At 63.1% G+C, this 24,250-nt stretch carries 27 protein-coding genes and 2 tRNA genes; 7 read left to right on the top strand and 22 right to left on the bottom strand.

What is annotated here, in order from left to right; translation table 11 throughout:
- Nucleotides 1-89: 89 nt before the first annotated feature.
- The 4 genes from HIM68_RS02660 to HIM68_RS02645 all read left to right on the top strand — a co-directional run bounded on the left by HIM68_RS02660 (nucleotide 90) and on the right by HIM68_RS02645 (nucleotide 2,521).
- Nucleotides 90-359, top strand: coding sequence for a hypothetical protein (locus tag HIM68_RS02660; protein ID WP_172169369.1), 270 nt, complete (start codon nucleotides 90-92; stop codon nucleotides 357-359).
- Between the two features lie 794 nt (nucleotides 360-1,153).
- The gene (locus tag HIM68_RS02655) at nucleotides 1,154-1,642 is read left to right on the top strand and encodes an FBP domain-containing protein (RefSeq protein ID WP_172169366.1); all 489 of its coding nucleotides are present in this window, start codon (nucleotides 1,154-1,156) and stop codon (nucleotides 1,640-1,642) included.
- 127 nt (nucleotides 1,643-1,769) lie between these two features.
- Nucleotides 1,770-2,219: a helix-turn-helix domain-containing protein gene (locus tag HIM68_RS19260; RefSeq protein WP_172169362.1), complete on the top strand. Its 450-nt coding sequence runs from the start codon at nucleotides 1,770-1,772 to the stop codon at nucleotides 2,217-2,219.
- Nucleotides 2,220-2,284: 65 nt separating this feature from the next.
- Entirely contained in the window at nucleotides 2,285-2,521 is a 237-nt protein-coding gene (locus tag HIM68_RS02645) for a hypothetical protein (RefSeq protein ID WP_172169359.1), read from the top strand.
- A gap of 61 nt (nucleotides 2,522-2,582) precedes the next feature.
- On the opposite strand, the gene HIM68_RS02640 is transcribed toward HIM68_RS02645, so the two are convergent.
- The 4 genes from HIM68_RS02640 to HIM68_RS02625 are packed head-to-tail and all read right to left on the bottom strand — an operon-like array spanning nucleotide 2,583 to nucleotide 5,056.
- A complete protein-coding gene (locus tag HIM68_RS02640) occupies nucleotides 2,583-2,855 on the bottom strand; it encodes a hypothetical protein (protein ID WP_139467126.1) in 273 nt (90 codons plus the stop codon).
- The gene (locus HIM68_RS02635; protein WP_172169356.1) at nucleotides 2,856-3,572 is read right to left on the bottom strand and encodes a RelA/SpoT domain-containing protein; all 717 of its coding nucleotides are present in this window, start codon (nucleotides 3,570-3,572) and stop codon (nucleotides 2,856-2,858) included.
- 23 nt (nucleotides 3,573-3,595) lie between these two features.
- The gene (locus tag HIM68_RS02630) at nucleotides 3,596-4,108 is read right to left on the bottom strand and encodes a hypothetical protein (protein ID WP_172169353.1); all 513 of its coding nucleotides are present in this window, start codon (nucleotides 4,106-4,108) and stop codon (nucleotides 3,596-3,598) included.
- Nucleotides 4,109-4,111: 3 nt separating this feature from the next.
- Nucleotides 4,112-5,056 carry a CHAP domain-containing protein gene (locus HIM68_RS02625; protein ID WP_172169350.1) on the bottom strand — a complete coding sequence of 315 codons (945 nt, stop codon included), beginning with the start codon at nucleotides 5,054-5,056 and terminating at the stop codon, nucleotides 4,112-4,114.
- Nucleotides 5,057-5,244: 188 nt separating this feature from the next.
- On the opposite strand from HIM68_RS02625, the gene HIM68_RS02620 reads away from it, so the two are divergent.
- Nucleotides 5,245-5,901: a site-specific integrase gene (locus tag HIM68_RS02620; RefSeq protein ID WP_172169347.1), complete on the top strand. Its 657-nt coding sequence runs from the start codon at nucleotides 5,245-5,247 to the stop codon at nucleotides 5,899-5,901.
- A gap of 54 nt (nucleotides 5,902-5,955) precedes the next feature.
- Here HIM68_RS02620 and HIM68_RS02615 read toward each other — a convergent pair.
- The 5 genes from HIM68_RS02615 to HIM68_RS02595 all read right to left on the bottom strand — a co-directional run bounded on the left by HIM68_RS02615 (nucleotide 5,956) and on the right by HIM68_RS02595 (nucleotide 10,248).
- Nucleotides 5,956-6,032, bottom strand: a tRNA-Ile gene (locus HIM68_RS02615).
- Nucleotides 6,033-6,124: 92 nt separating this feature from the next.
- Nucleotides 6,125-7,393, bottom strand: coding sequence for an EAL domain-containing protein (locus HIM68_RS02610; protein ID WP_228281818.1), 1,269 nt, complete (start codon nucleotides 7,391-7,393; stop codon nucleotides 6,125-6,127).
- Between the two features lie 135 nt (nucleotides 7,394-7,528).
- A complete protein-coding gene (locus HIM68_RS02605) occupies nucleotides 7,529-8,968 on the bottom strand; it encodes an MFS transporter (RefSeq protein ID WP_367647417.1) in 1,440 nt (479 codons plus the stop codon).
- Nucleotides 8,969-9,048: 80 nt separating this feature from the next.
- Nucleotides 9,049-10,065: an LLM class flavin-dependent oxidoreductase gene (locus tag HIM68_RS02600; protein ID WP_172169344.1), complete on the bottom strand. Its 1,017-nt coding sequence runs from the start codon at nucleotides 10,063-10,065 to the stop codon at nucleotides 9,049-9,051.
- A 110-nt stretch (nucleotides 10,066-10,175) separates the two neighbouring features.
- Nucleotides 10,176-10,248, bottom strand: a tRNA-Asn gene (locus HIM68_RS02595).
- Between the two features lie 256 nt (nucleotides 10,249-10,504).
- Here HIM68_RS02595 and HIM68_RS02590 point away from each other — a divergent pair.
- Nucleotides 10,505-11,416, top strand: coding sequence for a DMT family transporter (locus tag HIM68_RS02590; protein WP_259356748.1), 912 nt, complete (start codon nucleotides 10,505-10,507; stop codon nucleotides 11,414-11,416).
- Nucleotides 11,417-12,628, top strand: coding sequence for a glycosyltransferase (locus HIM68_RS02585; protein WP_367647435.1), 1,212 nt, complete (start codon nucleotides 11,417-11,419; stop codon nucleotides 12,626-12,628). It abuts the gene before it with no gap.
- A gap of 44 nt (nucleotides 12,629-12,672) precedes the next feature.
- Here the strand turns inward: HIM68_RS02585 and gluQRS are convergent, their stop codons facing one another.
- The 13 genes from gluQRS to HIM68_RS02520 all read right to left on the bottom strand — a co-directional run bounded on the left by gluQRS (nucleotide 12,673) and on the right by HIM68_RS02520 (nucleotide 24,231).
- Nucleotides 12,673-13,611: a tRNA glutamyl-Q(34) synthetase GluQRS gene (gene gluQRS / locus HIM68_RS02580; RefSeq protein ID WP_172169341.1), complete on the bottom strand. Its 939-nt coding sequence runs from the start codon at nucleotides 13,609-13,611 to the stop codon at nucleotides 12,673-12,675.
- The gene (locus HIM68_RS02575) at nucleotides 13,608-13,928 is read right to left on the bottom strand and encodes a GNAT family N-acetyltransferase (protein WP_172169338.1); all 321 of its coding nucleotides are present in this window, start codon (nucleotides 13,926-13,928) and stop codon (nucleotides 13,608-13,610) included. The genes gluQRS and HIM68_RS02575 overlap by 4 nt, the downstream gene beginning before the upstream one ends.
- A gap of 93 nt (nucleotides 13,929-14,021) precedes the next feature.
- The gene (locus HIM68_RS02570) at nucleotides 14,022-14,864 is read right to left on the bottom strand and encodes an amino acid ABC transporter permease (protein WP_139907983.1); all 843 of its coding nucleotides are present in this window, start codon (nucleotides 14,862-14,864) and stop codon (nucleotides 14,022-14,024) included.
- Nucleotides 14,861-15,523, bottom strand: a complete 663-nt coding sequence (locus tag HIM68_RS02565) for an amino acid ABC transporter permease (protein ID WP_092014068.1) — start codon at nucleotides 15,521-15,523, stop codon at nucleotides 14,861-14,863. The genes HIM68_RS02570 and HIM68_RS02565 overlap by 4 nt, the downstream gene beginning before the upstream one ends.
- Before the next feature lie 68 nt (nucleotides 15,524-15,591).
- Complete coding sequence (locus tag HIM68_RS02560; protein WP_172169335.1) at nucleotides 15,592-16,491, bottom strand: glutamate ABC transporter substrate-binding protein; 900 nt, start codon at nucleotides 16,489-16,491, stop codon at nucleotides 15,592-15,594.
- A 45-nt stretch (nucleotides 16,492-16,536) separates the two neighbouring features.
- The gene (locus HIM68_RS02555) at nucleotides 16,537-17,265 is read right to left on the bottom strand and encodes an amino acid ABC transporter ATP-binding protein (protein WP_172170259.1); all 729 of its coding nucleotides are present in this window, start codon (nucleotides 17,263-17,265) and stop codon (nucleotides 16,537-16,539) included.
- 148 nt (nucleotides 17,266-17,413) lie between these two features.
- Entirely contained in the window at nucleotides 17,414-19,105 is a 1,692-nt protein-coding gene (locus tag HIM68_RS02550; protein ID WP_172169332.1) for an AMP-binding protein, read from the bottom strand.
- 28 nt (nucleotides 19,106-19,133) lie between these two features.
- On the bottom strand, nucleotides 19,134-20,867 hold the full coding sequence (locus HIM68_RS02545; RefSeq protein WP_172169329.1) for an ABC transporter permease: 1,734 nt from the start codon (nucleotides 20,865-20,867) through the stop codon (nucleotides 19,134-19,136).
- 2 nt (nucleotides 20,868-20,869) lie between these two features.
- Nucleotides 20,870-21,634, bottom strand: a complete 765-nt coding sequence (gene modA, locus HIM68_RS02540; RefSeq protein WP_139467099.1) for a molybdate ABC transporter substrate-binding protein — start codon at nucleotides 21,632-21,634, stop codon at nucleotides 20,870-20,872.
- 95 nt (nucleotides 21,635-21,729) lie between these two features.
- Nucleotides 21,730-22,131: a molybdopterin-binding protein gene (locus HIM68_RS02535; RefSeq protein WP_139467097.1), complete on the bottom strand. Its 402-nt coding sequence runs from the start codon at nucleotides 22,129-22,131 to the stop codon at nucleotides 21,730-21,732.
- On the bottom strand, nucleotides 22,128-22,559 hold the full coding sequence (locus HIM68_RS02530) for a molybdenum cofactor biosynthesis protein MoaE (protein WP_139467095.1): 432 nt from the start codon (nucleotides 22,557-22,559) through the stop codon (nucleotides 22,128-22,130). Before HIM68_RS02530 ends, HIM68_RS02535 begins: the two co-directional genes overlap by 4 nt.
- Nucleotides 22,556-23,026: a cyclic pyranopterin monophosphate synthase MoaC gene (moaC, locus tag HIM68_RS02525; RefSeq protein WP_172170255.1), complete on the bottom strand. Its 471-nt coding sequence runs from the start codon at nucleotides 23,024-23,026 to the stop codon at nucleotides 22,556-22,558. Before moaC ends, HIM68_RS02530 begins: the two co-directional genes overlap by 4 nt.
- Nucleotides 23,023-24,231, bottom strand: a complete 1,209-nt coding sequence (locus HIM68_RS02520) for a molybdopterin molybdotransferase MoeA (protein WP_253903693.1) — start codon at nucleotides 24,229-24,231, stop codon at nucleotides 23,023-23,025. Before HIM68_RS02520 ends, moaC begins: the two co-directional genes overlap by 4 nt.
- Between the last annotated feature and the right edge of the window lie 19 nt (nucleotides 24,232-24,250).

Below are 24,250 nucleotides of genomic sequence, written 5' to 3'. Positions count from 1 at the left end.
ACTCTAAACCCCTCTTGCAGCAGTCTGACCAGCAGTTTAGAGTCTTTTTCATTCAGTGCTTTGACAATTCCACAGAAGGAGTGTGTCTCGTGTACACCATGCTCAACAACCAGGAACAGTCGAAATTCGACCTGTACCTGCCCGGGAAACTCGTTGCATCGCTGCATTACAAGATCGACGACGAAGACAACGAAGTCATGTTCGTCTACTGCGAGACGATCGAGGACACCGACAAGGACGCTCACTGCCAGGAGATTATGAAACGAGCTCTGGAAGATGCTCGCGGCCGGTGGCTAAAGGTGAACGTGACATGCCCGATCGCGCTCAAGTATATGGAGCAGAACGCAACTGAGAACTGACAGGCTTCCCCTCCCACCACACATCATCCGGCGGCAACCACGCCCCGATCGCCTGGACTCGTCGATCTTTGATCTCAACGAATATCGCACCATCGAAACCGAGTCGCGGCGCGGTGCCATCGAGCCATACTTCACCGTCGCGCTCGAACATGACATGAGCACGCACCGGCACGGGCGGACGGCTCTGGAAGGAACCGCGGGCGCCGGCGTCGTTGCGGATCTTCTGCCAGTACCGCCAAGCGGCTGTGCCGTAGTCCTCATATTCGATTATGTGTTCTATTATGCATCCGCCATACTCCACCCACAGCCAAATGCCGAACCGGACACGAGCGCACGCGACCCGAGCTAGCACCGACTTCCCACCGAAAGCATCGACGCCAGCAGTACGCAACAGAACCATGTTGAACCAGTGACGCGGACTTGGATATAGTCAAACTCGGAAACTATCGCCGAACCACCTGAAATCTCAGGAAGAAAGGAATGGTGGCCCTCGTGGCCTGCTTCTAGTCCTGCTGCCCTAGAATCACCCGAACTCCGCATTCACAGCCGGTCGGGTGATAGGTGACTTGTGCCTAAACACAGTCGACCTAGCTTCTACCCATTCCCTGTTGCCGTAGCTGATTGCCACGCTAAACATTCTCAGTTAGCCACTCGCGTTCACCGGTCATGCTTGGTGCGAACAAAGCCCGCCAGCACCCCCAAAGAGCTGCCCGCAAGAATGCGCGAAGGCTAAACTGCACCGGCTTCACGGCTATTCAACTTCAGGCAACTGCTGAAATCAGAGAAAGCCAGTCATGCAGCGACTCAATGCCACCCAGATTAAGAAGTCCTTTATCAACACCTCTCGCCGCGAAGTGGAAAAGATCACACTGCCACCCAATCTCGCTGAGATCGAGTGGGCCGAGCTCGACTACTTTGGTTGGGCTGATGCGAAAATTCCTCAACGGGCCTATATAGTCGTCCCCGTAGACGACGTCCCACGCGGACTGATGCTCAGGGCAGTGCCCATGGCGAAGTCCCAAGCGATGTGCAGTTGGTGCGAGGACTTGCACGAGACCACCGGCGTACGGATGTTCACAGCGAAGAAGGCCGGGCCTTCGGGACGAAACGGCAATTCGCTCGGGACGCTCATACACGGCAATTTCGAGTGTTCCGAGATCGTCAGGAACCCTCCACGCGCAGTCGAAGGTCACAATGACTTCGAAGCCCATGTGTCAATGCGCGTCGACAAACTGAACGAGCGTGCCACCAGCTTCGTCAAGAGAGTGCTAGGCGAAAAGTAGCCCCCACTCGGGCCCGTCAAACCACGGCGATCTCACCATGAAACAACGTAGGCCCCCGCCGTAACCACGGTGGGGGCCTACATTGCATCCGCTACCCTATTGCCATGCTCTCAACGATGAGCCCAGCATGAGCACCTGTGCCGCAGTGTGGTGTGACCGGGACGCAATAGCGCGTGGATTGTGCAAATGCTGCTATGACCGGTACCGGCGAGGCATCAGCCCCATCTCTCCAACCAAGCGGCATGCGGTAGCCGAGGACAAGGCACGCCTGCGCGACGAGATTACACTGCGCCGAGAGGCCGGGCAGAGAATTGCTGACATTGCCGCCGCGGTCGGGGTAAACACATCTACCGCGAGTAGGTGGCTGCGCGAGTGGGGCGTGCGGGTCGGGACACGAGAAGATGCGAGAGCTGCGAACCTGTGGCGGCCGTGGGCGCGAGACGACATCGACTTCGCTGTGACCCGAACAGACCTAACGGTCGCGGAAAGGGCAGCCATTCTCGGTCGTTCCGTCGCGTCCATAGAGGAGATCAATCGCACCAGTCGTCGACGGGCTGCCCGCAGCAAAAGCACATGAAAATACCAACGGCACCCCAGTAGCGCTCGGTAATCTTTATAGCCCATCCATCGCAGGAGCGAGTCATGGAACTGATTCAGAACAGCAGCGAACTTTGCACTCTCCGAAACGGCAGCACCGCGGCGTATCACGTCACGATCGCCGGCGACGTGCGCAATGACATCAACGTACCCGAGCTGATACCGGGCCAACATGTCCAGTTCGAACTAGCTCCACCCTTTCAGCGAAAGACGGGTGGATTGCACGTGACCTGGGAGAACCACCTCGGCGAGAAGCAGGTGCTCGACTTCACGCTTCAATGAAATCTTCCGAGCAGACGACAAATGGCCCCACCGCCGTAGCGGTGGGGCCAGGGTAATTCAGTCAGAGCACAGCGCGAAGAAAGTCCTCTGCCGTTCGCTCGTCCTTCTTTTCGTTGAAGTAAGTGCCGTGAGTGACCTTGACTGTCTCAATAGAGTCCGATCCGACGAGCACGATGTCGATGGCGTGTGAGTCCCTGAACTTCTTTTCTCGTGCCGCATACTCGGCCATCGCTAGCTCTGAGTCGTGGCCATAGTCTTCTACCTCAATTAGCCGATCCTTTGAGTGATCGAACACGAGCAAGAAGTGGTTAATTGAGCTTGCTTCGTTAGGCATTTAGGTGTCCCTCCTTGTGCGGTGGGCCTTGAGCGCAGAGTTAACGTCTGCGAGTTGATGGCTGATCGTAGCGCGCAAACTCACTGGCTCCGGTATGCCCTCCTCCTCACAACGGTACCGGACAGACAGAGATTTACCTAGATCTTGCACAACGCTTGACCCGTCTTGTTTGTAGTTCTCCCCCAGTGCACCGGATAAACCTTCGATAAACTCGGCCCAGGAGTGCATCAGTGCTGAGCGTAATTGGATTTCGACTGGCTTGCCGTCGCGTTCGACCACGAGGTGAACCGCTCGATACCCCGATTCTCGAGGCTCGGCAATGTAATCGGTTCTGCGGATGATATCCGATCCCCATGCTGCCTCTAGAGATTTTCGTAGCTGCTCGAGCTCGTCAATCGTCTCGGTGACGGCGCGGCATCCACCGATGTCTTGCATGCGAGAAAGACCAAGACCACGGACGCGACTCAACTTGTCGACGATCGTCGGCAATCGTCTCAAGCGCTGGGTCACTCGGGCTTCGACGCCCGTTTTCCGGGCGTAATGACGAATACCATTATTGATTCTGACCAGTGGGCTCTGGAACGTCGCCCGGTAGGCGTCGAGATCCTCGACTGCATCCATATAGGCATCGACTTCCTCCATCGTCTCAGGAGATCGGCGCAGTATCTTGCCGATCTTCCTCGCTCGAGACTTAGAGATCTCGCGTGCCTTTTCCATGGGCTTATCATATGCGAGAGCTATCAACCCTGCTCAAACAGCGACGAATGGCCCCGACCGCACTGTGTGGTGAGGCCGGGGCCGAGCGTCCAGCGGACGCATCTAGTCGGGGAACTAGAGGGTAAAGAATACCGGGTCAGTGCCGAGGCCGGTAGTCCTCTGCCGGGGGGTGTCTTGTCGATCTCGGCTGCGAGTTGCGCGTCGAGGGCAGCTTGCTCGTCGGCCTTCACCACCTCGAGGGAGTCGAGCTCCTCGTCTGGTTCGATTTCGTCGGGGTCGATGATGTCGTTGTCGTCATCGGGTTCAATGATCGGCTCGTCACCGTTGGCTCGCTGGTTGACGATGGTGTTCGCGGCCGCGGTGAGTCCGAACGCGCCACCGACGTAGAGGAACACGTTCGTGGCCACGGCGTGCCGGGCGGGCACATGCTCGGGTCCGTAGGCGGTGGCGATCGCGCCGAGTGCAACACCGATGAGGGCGTAGACGGCGTAGGTGGGTTTCCGCCAAGCGGCGGGGATGATTTCGTTGAGGTTCATAGTTCAGTCCTTTGCGAATCGGTGGGAGGCTTTGGTGAAGGTGACGCCTTTCGTCCCGGCGAACACTTCGAAGCGGAGACGGATGCTGCGCCCCTTGTCGGGGGTGCGGGACGACTTCGCCATCTGCATCACCGAACCGAGGCTGGTGCCCGCAGTTCCGACGATTTCCTTGGCCGGGTAGGTGCCACCCTTCAACCGGCGGGTGGGGGTGCCCTTCTTATAGGAAACGAGGTAGAAGCGGCCGATGACCGCGGCACCCGGGTTGAGGCCCTTGAACGTGAGTTCCGTGTCAGCGATGAAGCTGGTGCCGTTGGCGAGGATGCCGAGCGAGTAGCCGCCGGCATCATCGATGGGGATGGACTTCCACTTCCCCTTCGGGAGTGGGACGTCCTTGTTTCTGAAGCCTGCGTTGGTGACGCTCATGCCGAGAATCCCTTCTGGTTCGGTGGGCTTACTGGGGGTGGTGGTTTCGGTGCTGGTGAAGTTGAGGCGGATTCCTCCGCCGACGAGAGACAGCGGGCGGGTGCGGTTCCACACGCCACCGCCGTCACGCTGGGAACCGCTCGACCCCGGCGAGGTGTTGCCCTCGACGGTTTTCACCGAACCGCCGGAGGCGTCGGCGCGGGCGATGGCGATGTGGGAGAAGTGGGGCAGGAAGACGACGAGGTCTCCCTTCTTGATGTTCGACGGGGACACCCACCGGCCACGCTGCTGCGCCCAGGAGCGGGCGATCGCGACACCGGCAGTGCGCGGGTAGTCGATGTTGGCTTTCATGCCGATCTGGGCGCAGGCCCAGGATGTGAACGCGGCACACCATGCGGCCCACGACCCGTATTTGGATCGGCCGACGTAGAACCAGTCGTTGAACTCGACCTTGTTGGTGTACCCGATCTCAGTGGTGCCGACCTTCGATGTTGCCTTGGCGACGAGTTGAGATGGTGTAGCCATGAGTCAGCTCGACGGGACGAATCGAGGCCGTCCTGCAGGGCATCAAGAAGTCCACGCCGCAGACAGCAAGACAGCTTCGCAACGTACTCCGTCAGGGATTCAACGAGGCAGTGCGCCTCGACGTCATCGCTGTGAATCCAGTCCTGGCAACGCGGTCTATCGAAGTGTCAGCGAAGGAGGCGCGGGCGATGACCGGGGCCGAAGTGTCTGCCTTGAGAGCAGCTGCGGCGAAGTGGGAGGCAAGACCGCGGAAGAATACGCGTCCGTGGCCGAAACTGCGTATCGGCGTGTGCATTGATGTCATGCTCGGCACGGGATTGCGGGTCGGTGAACTGCTGGCCCTCCGCTGGTCCGACCTCGACTTGGTTTCTGATAATCCCACTGTGACTGTGTCGGGCACCATCGTGTACGGGGAAGACGGGCGCGTGAAGCGGCAAGAGCTGTCGAAGTCGCGGTCTTCTGAGCGAGTGCTGTACCTGCCCCAATTCACTGTGGCGAGCCTCAGGAGCTATTGGCACGACCTTGACCACAAGCCGGAGAACGATGCGATATTCCCGACTTCAGTGGACTCATGGATGGACAAGGACAACTTCAGCGGCCGGTTCCGACAGGTACGGGCCATGGCCCAGGGTGTGGATCTCTCGTGGGTGACTACGCACACGATCCGGAAGACCGTCGCAACTCAGGTCTACCGATCATCGGACCTCAAGGATGCGTCACAGCAGCTCGGGCATTCTGAAGTGGGAGTTACGAGTAGGCACTACATTGAGCACGAAAACCGCGGTCCTGCCGAAGTCGTGGCATTGCTCGATCGATTTGTCGACGAGAACGAAACCGTGTCGTAACCGTGTGTTTCAGTATCAGGCCGGGAGGTAGATTTGCCTATCGTTCCTGGTCAGTGGTGCCCCCGGTCGGACTTGAACCGACGACCAAGGAATTATGAGTTCCCTGCTCTAACCAGCTGAGCTACGGGGGCCAGCCGAGACAACATTAGCACCATCGGAGTCCGCTTCCCCATACGGATCACACGTGCGTTCAGCGGAGTCGAGACACCCGGACTCGCGCTGCTCAGGTCCGCAGCTTCGCCGTTGCGGTGAGAGGTGCGACGCGAGTGAGAACGCTGCGTGCGGCGTCGACGCATGTGTATCGGTCGGTCGTGATGTAGACATCGAAGACGGTCTGTCCGTCGCTGCCCGGGTCGTTGCGTTTCGACGCGGCAACCATGCCCGACCAGTCCGGCCCGACCACAACGACGCCGTGTTCGTTGCGGATGGGATCGGACGCGTCGACGAGTCCGGTGCGCACTCCGGGAATCGGCGGTCCGTCGAAGCCGCCGGAGAACATCGCCGTGAGCCCCACGGTGTCCCGGATCTTCTCGTACCGGAGTCGCGTCGCCTCGGAGAATTCGTCGTCCTCCCCGAACACGCCGAGGGTGATGGTTGCGGTACCCGATGCCAGAGCGCGTTCTTCCAATGCCGCGATCTGAGCGACGAGCAGTTCGCGGTTCATCACCAGAGGCTCGCGCCGCAGTCCCTGAGAGATCGAATACGGGGTGCCCAGCGCAGGCAGATTGCGAGAGTAGTGAGAGACGAGGGCATCCTCGCTCGGCTCGGAGAACGCCTGCGGCTGCTTCGTGGCCTCACCGAAGTAGGGCCCAGACATGAACCGTGCCCCGAGCGCACGCACACGGTCCAGGTCGTCTTCGGTCTCCACGCCGTCGGCGAGGATGACCGCACCGGTGCGTTCGAGATGGGCGTGGAGAAGACGGTTGAGTTCGGCAAGATGAGAGTCGCAGTCGATGCGCAGAACGTCCGGGTGGAGTCCGACCACCGAAGGATTGACCAGCGGGACGAAAGCGGTGCTGCGCAGGTCGGCACCCACAGAAGACATGCCGACTCCCCATCCCATGGCGCGTGCGGAGCGCACCGAGCGCAGCACGGAGGCCGGGGACGAGGCGACCCGAGTAGCGTCGAGCTGGAGGATGACCGAGCGGTCGGGTTCTCCGGTGCGGTCCTCGAGGGTCGCGAAAGACTCAGCTTCGGCATGGAGGAACAGGCGGTTCGACTTCGGCAGTCCGGCACCTTCTGCCGTGCGCAGCGCAGAGTCACGCAGAGAGGCATCGATATCACCCGTGATCGTCGAGGCGCGCATGGCGTGGCGCAGGTTCTCCGACTCGGCGCGACCCAACTCCGGGGAACCCGTGGGAGCCTGCAGAATCTGGTGGCCGACTCGGTGGAAGGTCAGTGCGTCGACGACGGGGGCGAAATAGGTTTCGATCCCGCCCGAGCGCACGAGTTCCTCGAGCTCCAGCTCGTCATCGGGTACGGCCTCGACCACTGTGTTTCCTTCCATGGGCTGATGTGCGTTCACAGTCTTCCACATTCGGACACAGCGGATTGTCTAAAATCCGTAACATTATTGCGCTGACAGCTGACGATTGCCTCACTCAGCCGGGCGCGCCGCGAGCGGCACTCAAGCCCGGCGGGGGCCGCCTCGGCGCACCTCGATGAGACCGACGATACCGGCGAGGATGACGATGACGGCGATCGCGACGAACGCCCCCATCATCCCCCGATGCCAATTGCTCACCGCGGTGATCGAGAACGCCAGCGCGGTCATGATCGCCAGCCCCATCGAAGTGCCGATGCGCTGCCCGGTCTGGAGCACTCCTCCCGAGGACCCGGCGTACCTCAGGGGGACCTCCTGCAGGGTGAGAGTCTGATTGGGGCTGATGACCATGCCCTGCGCGGTGCCGATGAACGCCAGAGTCAGCAGCATCCACCACTCGCTGCCGATGCCCTGGGACAGCAGCGCGACGACGGCGATCGTGGCCACCAGACCGACGAGGCACAGCGCGATCCCCCAGACAACGAGGCGGCGGCCGATCTGGAAGACGAACCGTCCGGACACATCGGCTGAGACCGCCGAGCACAGCGCGGCCGGCAGACCGATCATTCCCGCGGCCAGAGCTGTGTGTCCCAGACCCTGCTGCATGTACATAGCGACGAGGACCCAGACACTGGTGACGCCGAGGAAGTAGAGAGCGATGATGATCGACCCGTTGCTGAAGCTGCGGATGCGGAAGAGATCGAGATCGACCATCGGGGGACGGCCCAGACGCGCGTACCGACGTTCCCACCGGGCCCACACCCAGATCATGCCGATGCCGATCGGCAGGGACAGCCAGACGAACCAGCCCAGCGATGATTCGACGAAGGGCAGGAGAATGAGGAGGACTCCGACGCCGAGGAGGATGACCCCCACGGGGTCGAGATCCTTCCCGCCATCGGAGTTCTTCGCATCCTGGTCGACGGCGGGTCGCCATGCTCCGGCAGGCAGCCAGGCCCGGGCGAGGATGAGGGAGGCGATGGCGAAGGGGACATTGACCAGGAAGGTCGCTCTCCAGCCGAGGTCGCTGCCGAAGAGTGCGATGAGGGCACCGCCGAGCACAGGGCCGATGGCCACCGACAAACCGACGGTGGTGCCCATCAGCCCGAATGCACGACCGCGCGGCGGCCCCTGGAAGTACTGCTGCAGCAGGCCCACGACCTGCGGATTGAGGAATCCGGAGCCCAACCCCATTGTCACTCGGGAGATGTTGAGCGTCAGCGGATCAGGGGCGATTCCGGCCACGAGCGAGGACAGTCCGAACAGACCGACTCCGATGGCGAACAGCTGTCCGCGTCCGAAGACGTCTCCGGCACGTCCGGCGGCGACGAGGACCACGCCGAAGGACAGCGCATAACCGGTGAGCACCCATTGCAGCGCCGAAGTGGAGGCGTCGATATCAGCAGCGATCGAGGGCAGGACGACGTTGATGCTGGACACCGACAGCAGGGACATGAAGAGGGGAACGAGGCCGATGAGGAGGATGCGCTTCTGCGTCTGCGTCATCTTCGTGCTCTCGCTCACGCGGCCCCCTCAGCTATTCGTCGTCTCTGCCTCGTCTCATCCTACGTTCATGCAATTCGGTTCGGCCCCGCGTCTCAGCTCTATCCGGCAGGAGCCCAGCCCAGAGCCGGCGCAACGTGCTGGGCAAAGGACTCGAGGATATGCAGGTTGTAGTCGACGCCGAGCTGACTGGGGATGGTGAGCATGAGGGTATCAGCTGCCGCGATCGCCGCGTCGGCCTTGAGCTCTTCGATCAGCTTGTCCGGTTCGCCCGCGTAGGTACGGCCGAACGTCGACCGTGTGTCGTCGATGATGCCGATCTGATCCCCTTGGCCCGCCCCTCGCCGACCGAAGTAGAGGTCGTCGAGGTCGGTGGTGATCGGGAAGATGCTGCGGCTGACGGACACTCGTGGAGTCCATCCGTGCCCCGCGGCGCTCCATGCCTGACGGTACCTGGCGATCTGCTCGGCCTGCAGGTCTCCGAATGCGGCGCCTGTCGCCTCGGTGAGCAGAGTCGAACTCATCAGGTTCACACCCTGCTGTGCAGCCCATTCGGCGGTGGAGGCGGACCCGGCTCCCCACCAGATGCGGCGTTCAAGGCCAGGGGAATGCGGTTCGATGCGCAGACGCTTCCCCGAACCGAACTGCTGCGGATCGGCCGGGGCAAGTTCCTCGCCGCGGACGGCCCGGAGGAACCGATCGAACTTCTCTCTGGCCATGTTCGCGGCCTTCGGCTCGGTGAGATCCTCGTAGCCGAAGGCCTCCCATCCGCGCAGGGCGGGCTCCGGGGACCCGCGACTGATGCCCAACGCCACTCGCTGGTCGGAAAGCAGATCGAGGGCGGCGGCCTCCTCGGCGAGGTAGAGCGGGTTCTCATATCTCATGTCGATGACCCCGGTGCCGACCTCGATGTTGCTGGTCTTCGCGGCGATCGTCGCCAGCAGCGGAATGGGAGAGGCCGCCTGGGTCGCGAAATGGTGGACTCGGAAGTAGGCGCCGTTGACGCCGAGCTCGTCGGCACCGACGGAGATCTCCACCGCATCGCGCAGCATCCGCCCGGCGTCGAGGTCGCCGCCAAGGTCGTAGTGACCGAAACTGAGGAATCCGAAAGACTTCATGCCAGATGAACCCGCCGTGTGCAGAGCCTATTCCCCAGCCACGTCGACGACCCCGAGCGCGGTGTCGGGCAACGACGAAGGCCCCGTCCTAACGGACGGGGCCTTGGCTGCTCCCCCGGCTGGGCTCGAACCAGCGACCCTTCGATTAACAGTCGAATGCTCTGCCAACTGAGCTACGGAGGAATGCCGCAGTTTCCAGCGGATGTATGTTCCAGCTTAGCAAATCCCCCGGCCGGCGAACAAAACCGTGACGAGTGCTTTAGCTCACAGCGTTGAGGGTGCTTCGGCCACAGCGCTGAGGGTTTCCCCACCTGTCGCCGCAGGGTTGCCTTACAGTCAGGACAAACACAGTCTGCGGCCATCTTCGCCGCCGCCCCGCGCGATAGACTCGAAGCGATCCGCTCCCCACATCCACACCGTCTACACCGGAAGACTCATCGTGACCATAGTGGCAATCGCCCTCGCCGTCATCGCGGCCGTGGCACTGGCCTATGGCGCCTTGTATCAGCACGATGCGGTCGCCGGGCAGGATGACTCCCACAACGGCCTGAGCTGGGCCCATTTCACCGAGTTGCTGCGCAATCGTCGGTGGCTGCTCGGACTGATCATCCTCGGAGTGGGAACGGCGGGCAATTTCGTGGCCCTGGCGCTGGCTCCGGTGATGGTCGTGCAGCCGATCGGAGCGTTCTCACTCATCGTCTCGGTGCTGCTCGGCGTCCGCCACCGTGGGCTCAAGGTCAACAGGCGACTCGTCCAGTCAGTCGTCTGGTGTACCGCCGGGGTGACGCTCTTCGTCGCGCTATCGGCGACGACGGCACAATCGGAGGTCCACCTCGGAGCCGATGCGATGCCGCTGTTCTGGATCACTGCCGTTGCCGTGGCGGTCGGCCTGGTGATCGTGGTGGTCTTCCGCCACGCCCCTCAGCTCGTGCTCATCATCGCCGCCGGCCTGCTGTTCGCCTGTGTGGCGACGAACGCTCACCTGGTCAGCGTCCAGTTCCTCCAGGCCGGACTCGACCAGGTCACCTGGATCAACGTCGCGGCGCTGCTGGCGGCAGTTGCCCTGGGGTCCCTGTTCGTCCAGAATTCCTATGCCGCTGGCCCGCCGGAGATGGTCATCGCCGGCCTGACCGTCATCGACCCGATCGGTGCCGTGATCCTCGGCACCGTCGTCCTCGGCGAGGCGGCCCACTCCCCCGTCTGGCTCATCATCCTCATCTCTCTCACCGGATTGGTCGCCTGCGCAGCCGTCGTTGTATTGTCGCGGTATCATCCCGATGTCAGAGATCGAGAAGCTCAGCGCAGGAACGCCCGCCGTTCCGACACCATGACCGACACCGAGGAGAGCTGAATCCTGTCTGCGCACCGTCCCACCCCGAAACGCCGCATCCTCATCCCGGCGGAGACGTACGCCCCCGAAGTCAATGGTGCCGCGAAGTTCGCCGAGCGCTTGGCCGAAGGTCTCGCCGCTCGCGGGAATGATGTCCACGTGGCCTGCCCCTCGGCCACGGGCAAACCCTCGGTCAGTGTCGAGAACGGGGTCACCGTCCACCGCCTCACCGCTCACAGATGGCCTCTGCACCCGACGTGGATGATCTGCATGCCGTGGGAGACGAAGCCCGAGCTCTCGCGACTCCTCGACAGCGTCCGCCCCGATGTCGTGCATACTCAGGCGCATTTCGTCATCGGCCGCTATGCCTTCTCCGAATCGATCAGGCGCGGAATCCCTGTCGTGGCCACGAACCACTTCATGCCCGACAACGTCCGCCCCTATCTCAAGGCTCCGAAGGCCGTTCTCGACGGCGGCACCGCCATCGCCTGGTGGGATCTGCGCCGGAAGTTCCAGTCCGCCGATTTCATCACGGTTCCGACGCAGCTGGCCGCCGATCTGCTCACCGAGAACGGGTTCTCCTCGCCCATCAGGGCGGTGTCCTGCGGGATCGACCTGGAACGCTTCGCTCATCTGCGCGAACTCGACTGCGCCGCGTCGCGGGCCGTTCCCCCGCGTGTTCTCTTCGTCGGCCGACTCTCCTCGGAGAAGCACGCCGCCGACATCGTCGAGGCCGTGGCGAAGACCGATCCAGCGCTGGGGCTCGAAGCCGATATCGTCGGCGGTGGTGACCAGGAGGAGCCGCTGAAGCAGCTGGCTGTCGAACTCGGCATCGCCGATCGTGTGCATGTGCTCGGGAAGATCAGTGACAAGGCGCTCATGGAGGCCTACCAGCGCTGCACCTTCTTCTGCATGCCCTCGACCGCTGAGCTGCAGTCCATCGCTACGCTGGAGGCGCTGGCGTCGCGCAAACCCGTGGTCCTCGCCGATGCGGTGGCTCTGCCGCACCTCGTCCGCGACGAAGTCAACGGGTACCTGTTCCCGCCGCGCAACACAGATGCGCTGGCTGACCGGTTCACCCGTATCTGCCGGATGCCCGATGATGAACTCGATGCCATGTCGAAGGCGTCGCTCGACGTCGTGGCCAAACACGATATCGAATACACTCTCGACACGTTCGAAGCGATCTACGACGGAGTCATCCGAGACGCCGTCGACTCGTCAGCAGCCTGATGAAGAAGCGGCCTGACGAGGCGCCGGCATGAGCGGATTCGGCCCTAGGAACCCGCAGGCGGGATGAAGACCGTCGGCGTCGTGGACATCCGGGCGAAATCGATGCCGCTGACCATATCGTCGACGGATCTCCACGGGCCACCGTCTCCGGCGAATCCCAGCGACTGCTGCATCCAGGCGAAGAGGTCCTCGTTGGTCCATCCGAGGCAGCGCAGCTGCTGATAAGTCACCGCTCCATCACGTTTGGCCAACCGCTGACCGCCCTCGTTGAGCACCAGCGGAACATGCACCCAGCCCGGTTCGGCCAGACCAAGCAGCCGAGCCAGATACGCCTGCCTGGGTGCCGAAGAAGCGAGATCGTCCCCGCGCAGGATCTCGTCGATTCCGGTCGCTGCATCATCGACGACGACGGTGAGATTGTAGGCGAAGACACCGTCACCTCGCCGCAGCACGAGATCGTCGACGACCGCCTCCACCCGGCCGAGCAGCACATCGTCGATGCTGTGAACTCGATTGTCCGCGCGCAGACGCAGCGCCGGCCGCCGGTCGTTCGCTTCGAGCCTCAGCCGGGCGGACTCGCGCTCCTCTTCCCCGAGGCGGCGACAGGTCCCCGGGTAGGCTCCGGGTGGTGCGTGCGGTGCACTGGGGGCCTGAGCGATGTCTTTGCGTGAGCAATAGCATTCGTAGACGAGTCCGTCCGCCTCCAGCCTCGCAAGCGCAGCGGCGTATTCGGCAGTGCGTTCGGATTGGACCAGCGGCGCCTCGTCCGGGACGACGCCGAGATCGGCGAAGACCTGAAGCTGTGAGGCGGCCGCGCCGACCTTCACCCGATCGAGGTCTTCGATCCGCCACAGGAACCGCCGGCCCGTCTGCCGGGCACGCACATAGCTGAGCAGCCCGGAGCGGATATTGCCGATGTGGAGGTCACCGCTCGGGCTCGGAGCGAAACGGCCGGCCCCGCCGCCTCGAGGTCTCTCCGTCACTGATGGGCCACGAGATCGCCGTACTGCGGGAACCGCTCGAGGTAGTCCTGCACGTACGAACAGGTCGGCACGATGGTCGACTCGTCGGCCCGAATGAGGTCGAGCACCCGAGTGACGAGGGTACGGGCGAAGCCTCGTCGGGAGAAGCCTTCGGAGATGATCGTGTGCTGGAGTTCCAGGGTGTGGTCATCGATGACCTGGTAGGCGAGGAACCCGATGAACTCTCCCGGTGTCTCATCGGTGAACAGCTCGTACCGTTCGCGGTCGATGTTCTTCACTACTCGAACCGGTGTGGGGCTGAGTTGAGGCTGTGGCATTGGCACTCCTTCATGGCCGACTCCTATGTGAACGATACATGGTCGAACGAGGGCCCGGTCGCTGTCGACCGGGCCCTGTTCGCGACTGCAGAGTCAGTCGACGATCTTCGAGGTCAGGCCGTCGGCCTCGGTGTCGGCGGTGGTCTTGCGCTGGAGTCGGGACTCGAGCCAGCGGGCGAACCCGGCGACGATCATGTTGATGATGATGAACAGCGCCGCACCGACGATGAACGTCGGCAGCAGGTTGTTGTACTCACGGCCGATGAGGTTCACCTGGTAGAGCAGGTCTTGATACGTGACGATGAAGCCCAGGGCCGAATCCTTCAGGAGCACGACGATCTGGGCGATGATCGTCGGCATCATCGCTCGCAGCGCCTGCGGCATGAGCACCAGGCTCATCACCTGTCCCGAGCGCAGCCCGATTGCCATGGCCGCTTCACGCTGCCCGGTGGGGACGGCGAGAATGCCTGCGCGGATGATCTCGGCCAGCACCATTCCGTTGTAGAGAGTCAGGCCGAAGACGACCGACCAGAAGGCACCGATCTCGTTGCCGAAGAGGAGGAACATCGCGAAGATGAGCAGCAGCACGGGCACGCCGCGGAAGAATTCGAGGACGATCGTTCCGGGAACCGAGATGACTTTCTTGTGTGAGAGCCGCAGGAGGGCGAAGACCACTCCGACCACCAAGGCAAGGACCGATGCCACGACCGCGACTTTGAGGGTCGCGAGCATGCCTTGGAGAAGGACGGTCTGAATCTGCGCGAAGGTGAAGGGGTACCACTTCTCGGGTTCGAGCTGACCGGCGTCGGCGAATTTCCAGATCACAAACGCCACGAGAGCCAACAGCACGATCAGCGACACGATCGAGAGGATGATGTTGTTCCGGCGGGACTTCGGCCCCGGTTCGTCGAACAGCACTTGAGTGGGTGCGCTCATCGCAGAATCACCAGCTTCTTCTCCAGGTAGTCGAAGACACGGCCGAGCAGCAGAGCCAGGATCAGATAGGCCAATGCGGTGCCGAACAGAATCGGGATGACGAGGTCACCGCGGATTTCGATGGCATTGCGCATCGCGGAGATCAGCTCTCGGTTGTTGAACGCCGAAGCGATCGAGGTGTTCTTGAGCATCGCGATGATCACACTGCCCAGGGGCGGGATGACCGTTCGGAAGGCCTGAGGCAGAACCACTTCGCTCAAGGTCTGTCCGAAACTCAGGCCTACTGCGCGGGCGGCTTCGGCCTGTCCGACGGGAATCGTCGAGATTCCCGACTTCAGCGTCTCCGCAACGAAGCACGCGGTGTAGGCGATGAGAGCGATCGTGGCGTAGACGAAGGAGTTGAAAGAACTCGTCGACCCGAATCGGATGTCGAGGAACGGCAGTCCGAATGCACAGAAGAACATCACGAGCGTCAGCGGAGTGTTCCGGACGACGTTGATGTACGTCGATGCGGCGATGCGCAGCACCGGGGTCGGTGAGACACGCATGGCGGCGAGTACCGTACCGAGGATCATTGATCCGATCAGGGCGACGGTGAAGAGTCTGATCGTTCCCCACGCGCCGGAGAGGAACATCTGGAGAAGCTCCAGGAAATCCATGGCAGATTCCTTAATCGATGCGAGGGCACCGCACGGTGCCCTCGCATCATGTCAATCTGTGGACTGGGTCAGTAGCGGTCGACCTTGGGCATGTCGACACCATCGGTGGATCCGAGTGTGTATTCGAATGCCTTCTTCCAATCGCCGTCGTCCATGCCCTTCTCCAGAGCATCGTTGACCGCGTCCCGCAGGGCCTTGTCGCCCTTGGGCAGTCCGACACCGTAGGGCTCCTCGGTGAAGGGCTTGCCGACGACTTTGAATTCGCCTTCGTACTGCTTGGCATAGCCGCGCAGGATCGCGTCATCGGTGGTCACCGCGTCGACGGATCCCGACTGCAGGTCGGTGACGCACTTCGAGTAGGCATCGTAGGTGACGAGTTCGGCCTTCTTGTACTTGTCCTTGATGTTCTGTGCCGGAGTCGAACCGTCGACGGAGCAGACCTTCTTGCCGTCGAGGTCCTCAGGGCCGGCGATATCGGAGTCCTCGGCCACGAGCAGATCCTGACCGGCGACGTAGTACGGCCCGGCGAAGTCGACGACCTTCTTGCGCTCGTCGTTGATCGTGTAGGTGGCGACGACCATGTCGACGTTGCCCTGCTGCAGGAACGGCTCACGGTTGGCCGAGACGGTCTCCGTGTACTTGATCTGGTCGGGCTTGAAACCGAGCTGTGCGGCGACCATCTTCGCGATCTCGATATCGAAGCCCTCGGGCGTCTTCGATCCGGCCGAGACGTTTCCGAGACCCGGCTGATCGTACTTCACGCCGATGGTGATCTCGCCGGCGTCCTTCGCCGCCTTCCACGTCTTCGAGTCGGCGATGTCCGCGCTCTCGTTGACCGTGTATTCGGGAGCCTCTGCCTTGGCTCCGTCGCCGTCGGCAGGTGCGTCCGGGGTTCCGCCCTGGCCGCAGCCGCTGAGTGCCAGCATTCCGATGGCCACCGAGGCGACCGCCAGTCTGAGCTTCTTCATGGTCTCTCCTTGTGAGTGAGGTAGTGCTGATTGAAAGCGGTGGTGTCAGTTGGTGAGGATCTTCGACAGGAAGTCTTTGGCTCGGGCGCTCTGGGGGTTCGTGAAGAACTCCTCGGGTTCGGCGACTTCGACGATCTCCCCGTCGGCCATGAACACCACGCGATGGGCCGCTTTGCGGGCGAAGCCCATCTCGTGTGTGACCACGACCATGGTCATTCCCTCCTCGGCGAGTCCGACCATGACGTCGAGGACTTCGTTGATCATCTCCGGGTCCAACGCCGAGGTGGGCTCGTCGAAGAGCATCACCTTCGGCTTCATCGCCAGAGACCGGGCAATCGCAACACGCTGCTGCTGACCACCGGAGAGCTGAGCCGGATACTTGTCGGCCTGGTGGGCGACGCCGACGCGTTCGAGCAGCGCCATCGCCTGCTTGTCCGCCTCGGACTTCGGGATCTTGCGCACCTTGATCGGTCCCAGAGTGACGTTCTCAAGGATCGTCTTGTGGGCAAAGAGGTTGAAGGCCTGGAACACCATGCCGACGTCGGAGCGCAGCTGAGCCAGGGCAGCGCCTTCGGCGGGCAGTTCCCTGCCATCGATCGTGATGCTGCCGGAGGTGATGGTCTCCAGCCGATTGATCGTCCGGCACAGGGTCGATTTGCCCGAGCCGGAGGGGCCGATGACGACGACGACCTCGCGTTCGGCGATATCGAGGTTGACGTTCTTCAGCGCATGGAAGTCGCCGTAGTGCTTCTCGACATTGCTCAAGGACACCAGTGGTGGTGATTCAGCTCTCATATGTTGTGATCCTAGTGAATATGGGCGCGCAGAAGAACGGCACGCCCCGGGCAGACAGAACTGCAACCGACTTGTGACCTCGAGCACTCATCCGGCTGCAGTTCCTGCCTGGATGTGCCCGTCGCCCTCAGGCGTCGGCCGTGTGAGCGAGCTTCTCGCCCTCTCTGCGCAGCTCGATCTTGCGGATCTTGCCCGATACGGTCATCGGAAACGACTCACGGACTTCGACATAGCGAGGGATCTTGAAATGAGCGAGTCTGCCGGAGCAGAACTCACGGACCTCGTCGGCGGTGAGCGAGTCGAATCCGTCCTTGAGGATCACCCACGCCATGAGCTCCTCGCCGTACTTCTCATCGGAGACGCCGACGACCTGGACGTCGCGGATCGCGGGATGATGGTAGAGGAATTCCTCGACCTCGCGCGGATAGATGTTCTCGCCTCCGCGGATGACCATGTCCTTGATCCGTCCGGAGATGTCGACGTACCCATCGTCGTCCATGATGGCCAGGTCGCCGGTGTGGATCCAGCGAGCCGCATCGATGGTTTCGGCCGTCTTGTCCGGCTGATTCCAGTAGCCGAGCATGACAGCGTATCCGCGAGTGCAGAATTCGCCCTTCTGGCCGCGCGGAACGGTCTGTCCGGTGACGGGGTCGACGATCTTGATCTCCAGGTGGGGCATGACTCGGCCGACCGTCTCGGTGCGCTTCTCCAGTGAGTCATCCACTCGCGTCATCATCGACACCGGCGCGGTCTCCGTCATGCCGTAGCAGATGGCGACTTCGGACATGTTCATATCGTCGATGACTCGACGCATCGTATTGACCGGGCAGGGCGACCCGGCCATGACGCCGGTGCGCAGCGAGGAGAAGTCGAATTCCGCGAACTGCGGATGCTCGAGTTCCGCGATGAACATCGTCGGCACACCGTAGAGCGAGGTGGCCTGCTCTTCGGTGACCGCCCGCATCGTCGCCACCGGGTCGAAGGCGGGAGCCGGAAGCACGATCGCTGCACCATGGCTGAGTGCGGCCAGGTTGCCGATGACCATGCCGAAGCAGTGGTAGTACGGCACGGGAACGACCACGGTGTCGGCGGGGGTGTACGAGAGCATCTCGCCGATGAAGAAGCCGTTGTTGAGGATGTTGTGGTGGCTGAGCGTCACGCCCTTGGGGAAGCCTGTCGTTCCGGACGTGTATTGGATGTTGATCGGATCATCGGCCGAGAGGTCGTCGATGAGCTGCTGCAGCCGCACCGCGTATTTCGCCCCTTCGTCGTCGAGCATCTCGCGACCCTGCTCGATGAGGTGGGCGAAGGATTCGCGCTCGCCCACCGTGACACCGCCGATGAGGTCCTCGGTGACAGTGTCGAGGAAGACGAGGTCGAGGCCGGGGATCTTGGCCGCCACCTCGGTGGCGATGGCATGGAAGTCCGAGTGCGGAGGTGCGACGATCTGCGAGATCATCAGGCTCATTCCGGACTGCTCGACGACGAACTCGAGTTCGTGGCTGCGGTAGGCGGGGTTGACGTTGACGAGGATCGCCCCGATCTTCGCCGTGGCGTACTGGACGAGCGCCCATTCGCCGACGTTCTGCGCCCAGATGCCGACGCGGTCGCCCTTCTTCACCCCACGTTCGAGAAGACCGATGGCCAGTGCGTCGGTATCACGATCGAAGTCGGAGTACGTCCACCTCCGGTTCGAATGCCGATCGACCAAGGCCAGCGCTTCGGGATTCTCGGCTGCGGTGCGTTTGATGTGCTCGGCGATGGTGATCCCGAGCAGCGGTTCCGTCGATGTTCCCGACGAGTAAGACAATTCGGACACTGCGGTGTGCTCCCTTGCATGCCAATTTTCACTGTGACTGATTGCACACTATTCCGTCACGGTCCCGCATGCAAAAGCTGAGGAGGAATTCAGCGGCCTCACCTGCGGATTCGGGGTCGACCTGCCCGATGGGAGCCGAGTGGGCGACGCTTCCGTTCTCGACCAGAACCAGTGAGTCGGCCAAGGCGGTGACATCGTCGACGTCATGAGTGACGAGCAGTGCGCTGCGACCCTTCAGCAGACGGACCAGCACTTGCCGGGTCTCGACTGCCACATCCACGTCGAGGGCAGCGAGAGGCTCGTCGAGCAGCAGCAGCTTCGGCTCGACGACGAGAGCACGAGCCAGGGCGATGCGGGCGGCCTGCCCGCCGGAGACGGCGTCCGGTCTGCGGTTCGCGCACTGCCCCACGCCGAGGCGGTCGAGCATCGCCTGCGCGCGTTCATTTGCGGCGCCGCGAGACGCGCCCAAAGCCCGCAGACCGAAGCTGACGTTCTCGATGACGTTGAGGTGCGGGAACAGGAGCGGGTTCTGCGCGAGATGGACGATGCCGCGATCGTGGACGGGTGGCCACAGGCCCGCGGCGATATCGAACACCGTGTTCTCCCCGATGCGGAGTCGTCCGGAGTCGGGCACGAGGGCTCCGGTGAGGACCTGGAACAGGGTGGATTTTCCGGCCCCGTTGCGACCGATGATCGCGGTGGTTCCCGGCCGCGAGGCACTGAGATCCAGTGCGATTCCACGGGCGCTGAGTCGGATTTCGGCACTGATGCCCTGCCCGGGGTCCGCGGATTGCGCGTCTGTGCTCTCCGCTCCCCCACGTTCGGATACATCCGTCGGGGAGCGCGGGTCCGCCTCGACGGGGGCGGCAGCCGGGACCGTGTCGGCGGGAGTGGGTGTCGGAGAACTGCGCGGGGACTTCAGGCGGGGAGCGTGCGGGGACCGGTAGGCGAGGATGATGATGAGCACGGCGATGGCGATGAGCAGGAGCGAGAGGCCGATGGCTGCCTGCGGGTCGGATTCGCGCACGAGATAGATCTGCAGCGGCATCGTCCTGGTGACGCCGGACAGCGACCCGGCGAAGGTCAGCGTCGCCCCGAACTCGCCGAGCGAGCGAGCGAAGCACAGCACGGCACCCGTGATGATCCCGTGTCGGAGCAGCGGCAGGGTGACGGTGAAGAAGACGCGATTGGGTTTCGCGCCGAGCTCGGCGGCGGTGAGCTCATAGCGGCGGCCGAGCCCAGCGGTGGCGGTCTCGACGGACATGACCATGAACGGCAGGGACACGAAGACCTGCGCCATGATCACCGCCGAGGTGGTGTAGGCGAGGCTGAGGCCCGCCGCCTCGAGTCCGCCGCCGAGGATGGCCGACCGGCCCCAGGTGTAGAGCAGTGCGAGTCCGCTGACCACCGGTGGCAGCACGAGGGGCAGCAGGATGAGGGTGCGGACGATGCGTTGGCCGGGGACCGTTCGGGTGGCGAGCAGGTACCCGAGGGGAAAGCCGATGAGGACGCTGATGAGAGCCGAGGTCACCGAGGTCAGCAGGGACAGCTTCATCGCCAGCCGCGATTCCTCGGCCGTAATCACGGCAAGCAGACCCTGCGGGTCGACTCGGGTGAGCATGCCGATGATCGGCAGGAGCAGGAAGACGATGCCGATGACGGCGGGCAGCCACAGCCAGCCCGGGATGAGCGGATCCGATCTGAGCCGCCTCTCTCGGCTGGGCGGGGACGCCGCCGGTCGGTTTGGGAAGGGCGCGGGCATTGTCAGCCTGCGGCGAAACCGGCGTCGCGCAGCAGCTTCTGGGCTGTGTCGGAGCCGAGGAACTTCACGAAGGCATCGGCTTGGTCCTGGTTCTCGCTGGCTTTGACGGTGGCGGCCGGGTACTTGTTGATGACCTTGTCTGCGCCGTCGAGATCGACCTGTTCGACCTTGCCGTCGCCACGGGCGATATCAGTGACGTAGACGATTCCCGCATCGGCCTGTCCGGCGCCGACCTTGCCGAGGACATCGGTGACCGAGTTCTCTTCGCTGACCGGATCGAGATCGACGTCATTGGTCTCGGCCCACTTCTCCGTCGCGGCTCCGCAGGGCACCTGAGGTGCGCAGACTACGAGGTCGTTGCCGGAGAAGTCCTTGGAGCTCTTGATCGCCTTCGGATTGCCGTCGGCCACGGCCAGCGTAAGCGTGTTCGAAGCGAACATCTCAGGCTCGCCGGCGAGCAGGTCGTCGTTCTCCAGCGTGTCCATCGTCTTCTCATCAGCGGTGGCGATGACGTCGGCGGGGGCGCCTTCGGAGATCTGGGAGACCAGGTCGGACGATCCGGCGAAGGAGAACTTCACCTCGGGTGCGTTCGGATCGGCGGCCGTGAACTCATCGGCGATGTCTTCGAAGACTTCGGTGAGCGAAGCGGCGGCGAAGACGGTGATCTCTTCCGATTGGTCCGCTTCGGCCCCCGTGTCGGGTCCGGAGGAGCAGGCGGTCAGGGTCAGGGCTGCGACGGTGCAGAGCCCCAGCAGGGTTTTCTTCATACCCCCATTGAACCCGCAGATGCGGTTCCGTGTCGACTTCAGTTCCGATTATGAGACTCGCAGAGTTCGTGCAACGCGGAAGAGTCGGCTGCCCTTCATGAACCCGGGACGGTGTCGATCGACACCATCGTCGCCTTCACCGAGGCGGTCGCGAGGCTTCCCGGTTCGAGCTCGAGTTCGCGACAGGCTTCGGCCGACATCAGCGATACCACGCGGAAGGGACCGCACTGCATGCTGACCTGGGCCATCACTCCGTCGATGCTGACGTCTGTGACGAGTCCGGCGAAGCGGTTGCGCGAGGAGCTCACGACGCCGCTGGGATCGGGCAGAGCCCCGGACGATGTTTGGGCGAGGGCGGCGAGCTCACTGCCTTCGACGACCGCCCGGTTCGACGCGTCTTTGTGTTGGGAGAGGCGACCATCGGCGACCCACCGGCGAACCGTGTCATCGCTGACTCCGAGGAAGCGTGCCGCATCGCTGATACGCAGTCGTGTCATTCGAGGGCTCCTACCCATTCGTCCGTGCCATCGCTGAAGTGCTGGTGTTTCCAGATCGCGACCCGGGCCTTGACCTCGTCGATGAGCTCGGAGCAGGCACGGAAGGAATCCTGCCGGTGAGCGGAGGCGACGACCGCGGCCAGGGCCACGTCGCCGATCTCGAGGTCACCGACGCGGTGGACGACGGAGAGCCTGACCGCGGGATGACGGGCAGCGACGTCTGCCGCCACCTCGGCGATCTGTGTTGAGGCCAGGGGGTGGTATTCATAGTGCAGTCGGCTCACTCCACGGCCTTCATCGTGGTCGCGGATGACACCGGAGAAGCTGACGGCGGCACCACAGGCGTCGGTGAGGACCTCGGGTTCGAGCTCCTGAGTCGAAATCGGGGTCTCGACGACTCCTGTGGTCACGACGGTTCCGGTGCTCATGACTCTCGTGTCCAATCGCCGCTCTTTCCTCCGGTCTTCTCGATGACCTTGATGTCGCCGATCACGGCTCGACTGTCGACGGCTTTGATCATGTCGAAGATCGTCAGCGCCGCCGTGGTCACAGCCGTCAGCGCTTCCATTTCGACGCCGGTCTTCGACACGGTCTTGACCGCGGCGGTGATGGCCACCGCGTCCTCGCGGAGTTCGAACTCCACATCGATTCCCGTCAGCGGCAGCGGATGGCACAGCGGGATGAGGTCGCTGGTGCGCTTGGCGCCCATCACGGCCGCGATGCGGGCCACGGGCAGGGCATCACCCTTGGGCAGTCCCGCCTCGGCGATGAGGTCGATGACCTCGGACCGAGTGGTGATGAGGCCGGAGGCGACGGCCCGGCGCTTAGTGACGTCCTTGTCGCCGACATCGACCATCTGGGCTGTCCCCGATGCGTCGACGTGGCTGAGTTTCATGCGATCTTCCACGTCATCAGCCTATCTTCCACAGCTGAGAACGGATCGCCTGTGCCCGCCTCCTCGGGTGAGACGAAGACGAGATGGCTGGCTTCGGCATAGCTGTGCAGCAGGTGGGATCGGGAGTCACCGACGAACTCGAGGCCTGCCTCAGTCAGTCTGGCACGGCGGACCTGCAGCTTTCCGGCTGGAGGGGCTTCGTCGAATCCGTGGGCCAGTCGGTGGTGGGCGACTTCCCGGGGTGCTTCATGATCGGCCAGCCCGAGCAGGGCGGGGCGGATGAAGAGCTCGAAGCTGATGAGTGTGCTCACCGGGTTGCCGGGAAGTGCCACCCACGCGTGGTCGGCCAGACGTCCGCAGCCCTGCGGTCCCCCGGGCTGCATGGCGATCGGTTCGAAGGTCATCGAAGAGCCCGCATCGAGATCGGCAGCGAGTTTGACGACTTCGTGCGCTCCCTTCGAGATGCCGCCGGTCGAGATGACCAGCTGAGCGTCGCTGTCGCGGACTCGGTCGAGCAGCTGCTGCGGGTCGTCGGGGACGAACGCGACCTCGGTGTCGACACCGAGGCGGCGCAGCCCGGAGCTGAGCGTCACGGAATTCGCGTCGTTGATCCCGGCGGCCGCCTCGGCGGCGATCTCATCACCCGTGCTCACGACGAGGACACGCGGCAGGCCGAGCACGGGCAGTTCGTTCACTCCACACGCGGCGGCCACGCCGAGGTGAGCTGGCGTCAGCATGGTGCCCGCGCTCAACACGGTCTGACCGGCGCTCACGTCGGAGCCGCGGGGGCGGACGAATGCTCCCGGGCGCGGTTCCGCATGAGCGTCGAGGGTGATGGATTCGGCACCGAAGCGTCCCGGCGAGGTGTCTTCGATCTTGACGACCATATCGGTTCCCTGCGGCAGCGGTGCCCCGGTCATGATCTCCACCGCGGTGCCCGGCTGGACTGTCTCACCACGGGACCCCGCTGCGACGCGACCGCATACGAGAATCGGGCGTTGCCGCATCTCCTCCACGGTGGCCGCGGCCAGGGCGTAGCCGTCCATGCTCGAGTTGTCGAAGCCGGGCACATCGATCGGCGATTCCACATCGGCGGTCAGTCGCCTCGGCGCTTCCAGCAGTGAACTCAGCGGCAGGCTCACCGGACCGGTCAGCGGCGATATGATCTCGGATATGCGCTCACGATGCATCTTCGCAGTAGTCATGGGACGATGATATCGACAC

The organism is Brevibacterium sp. CT2-23B (assembly GCF_013168765.1).
Lineage (GTDB): Bacteria > Actinomycetota > Actinomycetes > Actinomycetales > Brevibacteriaceae > Brevibacterium > Brevibacterium sediminis.
This window is presented reverse-complemented; position numbering and strand designations above follow the sequence as displayed.

What these genes read in the sequence shown, in the direction of transcription:
- HIM68_RS02655 (WP_172169366.1), top strand. Translation starts at nt 1,154, where the DNA reads ATGCAGCGACTCAATGCCACCCAGATTAAGAAGTCCTTTATCAACACC.
- HIM68_RS19260 (WP_172169362.1), top strand. Translation starts at nt 1,770, where the DNA reads ATGAGCACCTGTGCCGCAGTGTGGTGTGACCGGGACGCAATAGCGCGT.
- HIM68_RS02645 (WP_172169359.1), top strand. Translation starts at nt 2,285, where the DNA reads ATGGAACTGATTCAGAACAGCAGCGAACTTTGCACTCTCCGAAACGGC.
- HIM68_RS02640 (WP_139467126.1), bottom strand. Translation starts at nt 2,855, where the DNA reads ATGCCTAACGAAGCAAGCTCAATTAACCACTTCTTGCTCGTGTTCGAT.
- HIM68_RS02635 (WP_172169356.1), bottom strand. Translation starts at nt 3,572, where the DNA reads ATGGAAAAGGCACGCGAGATCTCTAAGTCTCGAGCGAGGAAGATCGGC.
- HIM68_RS02630 (WP_172169353.1), bottom strand. Translation starts at nt 4,108, where the DNA reads ATGAACCTCAACGAAATCATCCCCGCCGCTTGGCGGAAACCCACCTAC.
- HIM68_RS02625 (WP_172169350.1), bottom strand. Translation starts at nt 5,056, where the DNA reads ATGGCTACACCATCTCAACTCGTCGCCAAGGCAACATCGAAGGTCGGC.
- HIM68_RS02620 (WP_172169347.1), top strand. Translation starts at nt 5,245, where the DNA reads ATGACCGGGGCCGAAGTGTCTGCCTTGAGAGCAGCTGCGGCGAAGTGG.
- HIM68_RS02600 (WP_172169344.1), bottom strand. Translation starts at nt 10,065, where the DNA reads ATGAAGTCTTTCGGATTCCTCAGTTTCGGTCACTACGACCTTGGCGGC.
- HIM68_RS02575 (WP_172169338.1), bottom strand. Translation starts at nt 13,928, where the DNA reads ATGCCACAGCCTCAACTCAGCCCCACACCGGTTCGAGTAGTGAAGAAC.
- HIM68_RS02570 (WP_139907983.1), bottom strand. Translation starts at nt 14,864, where the DNA reads ATGAGCGCACCCACTCAAGTGCTGTTCGACGAACCGGGGCCGAAGTCC.
- HIM68_RS02565 (WP_092014068.1), bottom strand. Translation starts at nt 15,523, where the DNA reads ATGGATTTCCTGGAGCTTCTCCAGATGTTCCTCTCCGGCGCGTGGGGA.
- HIM68_RS02560 (WP_172169335.1), bottom strand. Translation starts at nt 16,491, where the DNA reads ATGAAGAAGCTCAGACTGGCGGTCGCCTCGGTGGCCATCGGAATGCTG.
- HIM68_RS02545 (WP_172169329.1), bottom strand. Translation starts at nt 20,867, where the DNA reads ATGCCCGCGCCCTTCCCAAACCGACCGGCGGCGTCCCCGCCCAGCCGA.
- modA (WP_139467099.1), bottom strand. Translation starts at nt 21,634, where the DNA reads ATGAAGAAAACCCTGCTGGGGCTCTGCACCGTCGCAGCCCTGACCCTG.
- HIM68_RS02535 (WP_139467097.1), bottom strand. Translation starts at nt 22,131, where the DNA reads ATGACACGACTGCGTATCAGCGATGCGGCACGCTTCCTCGGAGTCAGC.
- HIM68_RS02530 (WP_139467095.1), bottom strand. Translation starts at nt 22,559, where the DNA reads ATGAGCACCGGAACCGTCGTGACCACAGGAGTCGTCGAGACCCCGATT.
- moaC (WP_172170255.1), bottom strand. Translation starts at nt 23,026, where the DNA reads ATGAAACTCAGCCACGTCGACGCATCGGGGACAGCCCAGATGGTCGAT.
- HIM68_RS02520 (WP_253903693.1), bottom strand. Translation starts at nt 24,231, where the DNA reads ATGACTACTGCGAAGATGCATCGTGAGCGCATATCCGAGATCATATCG.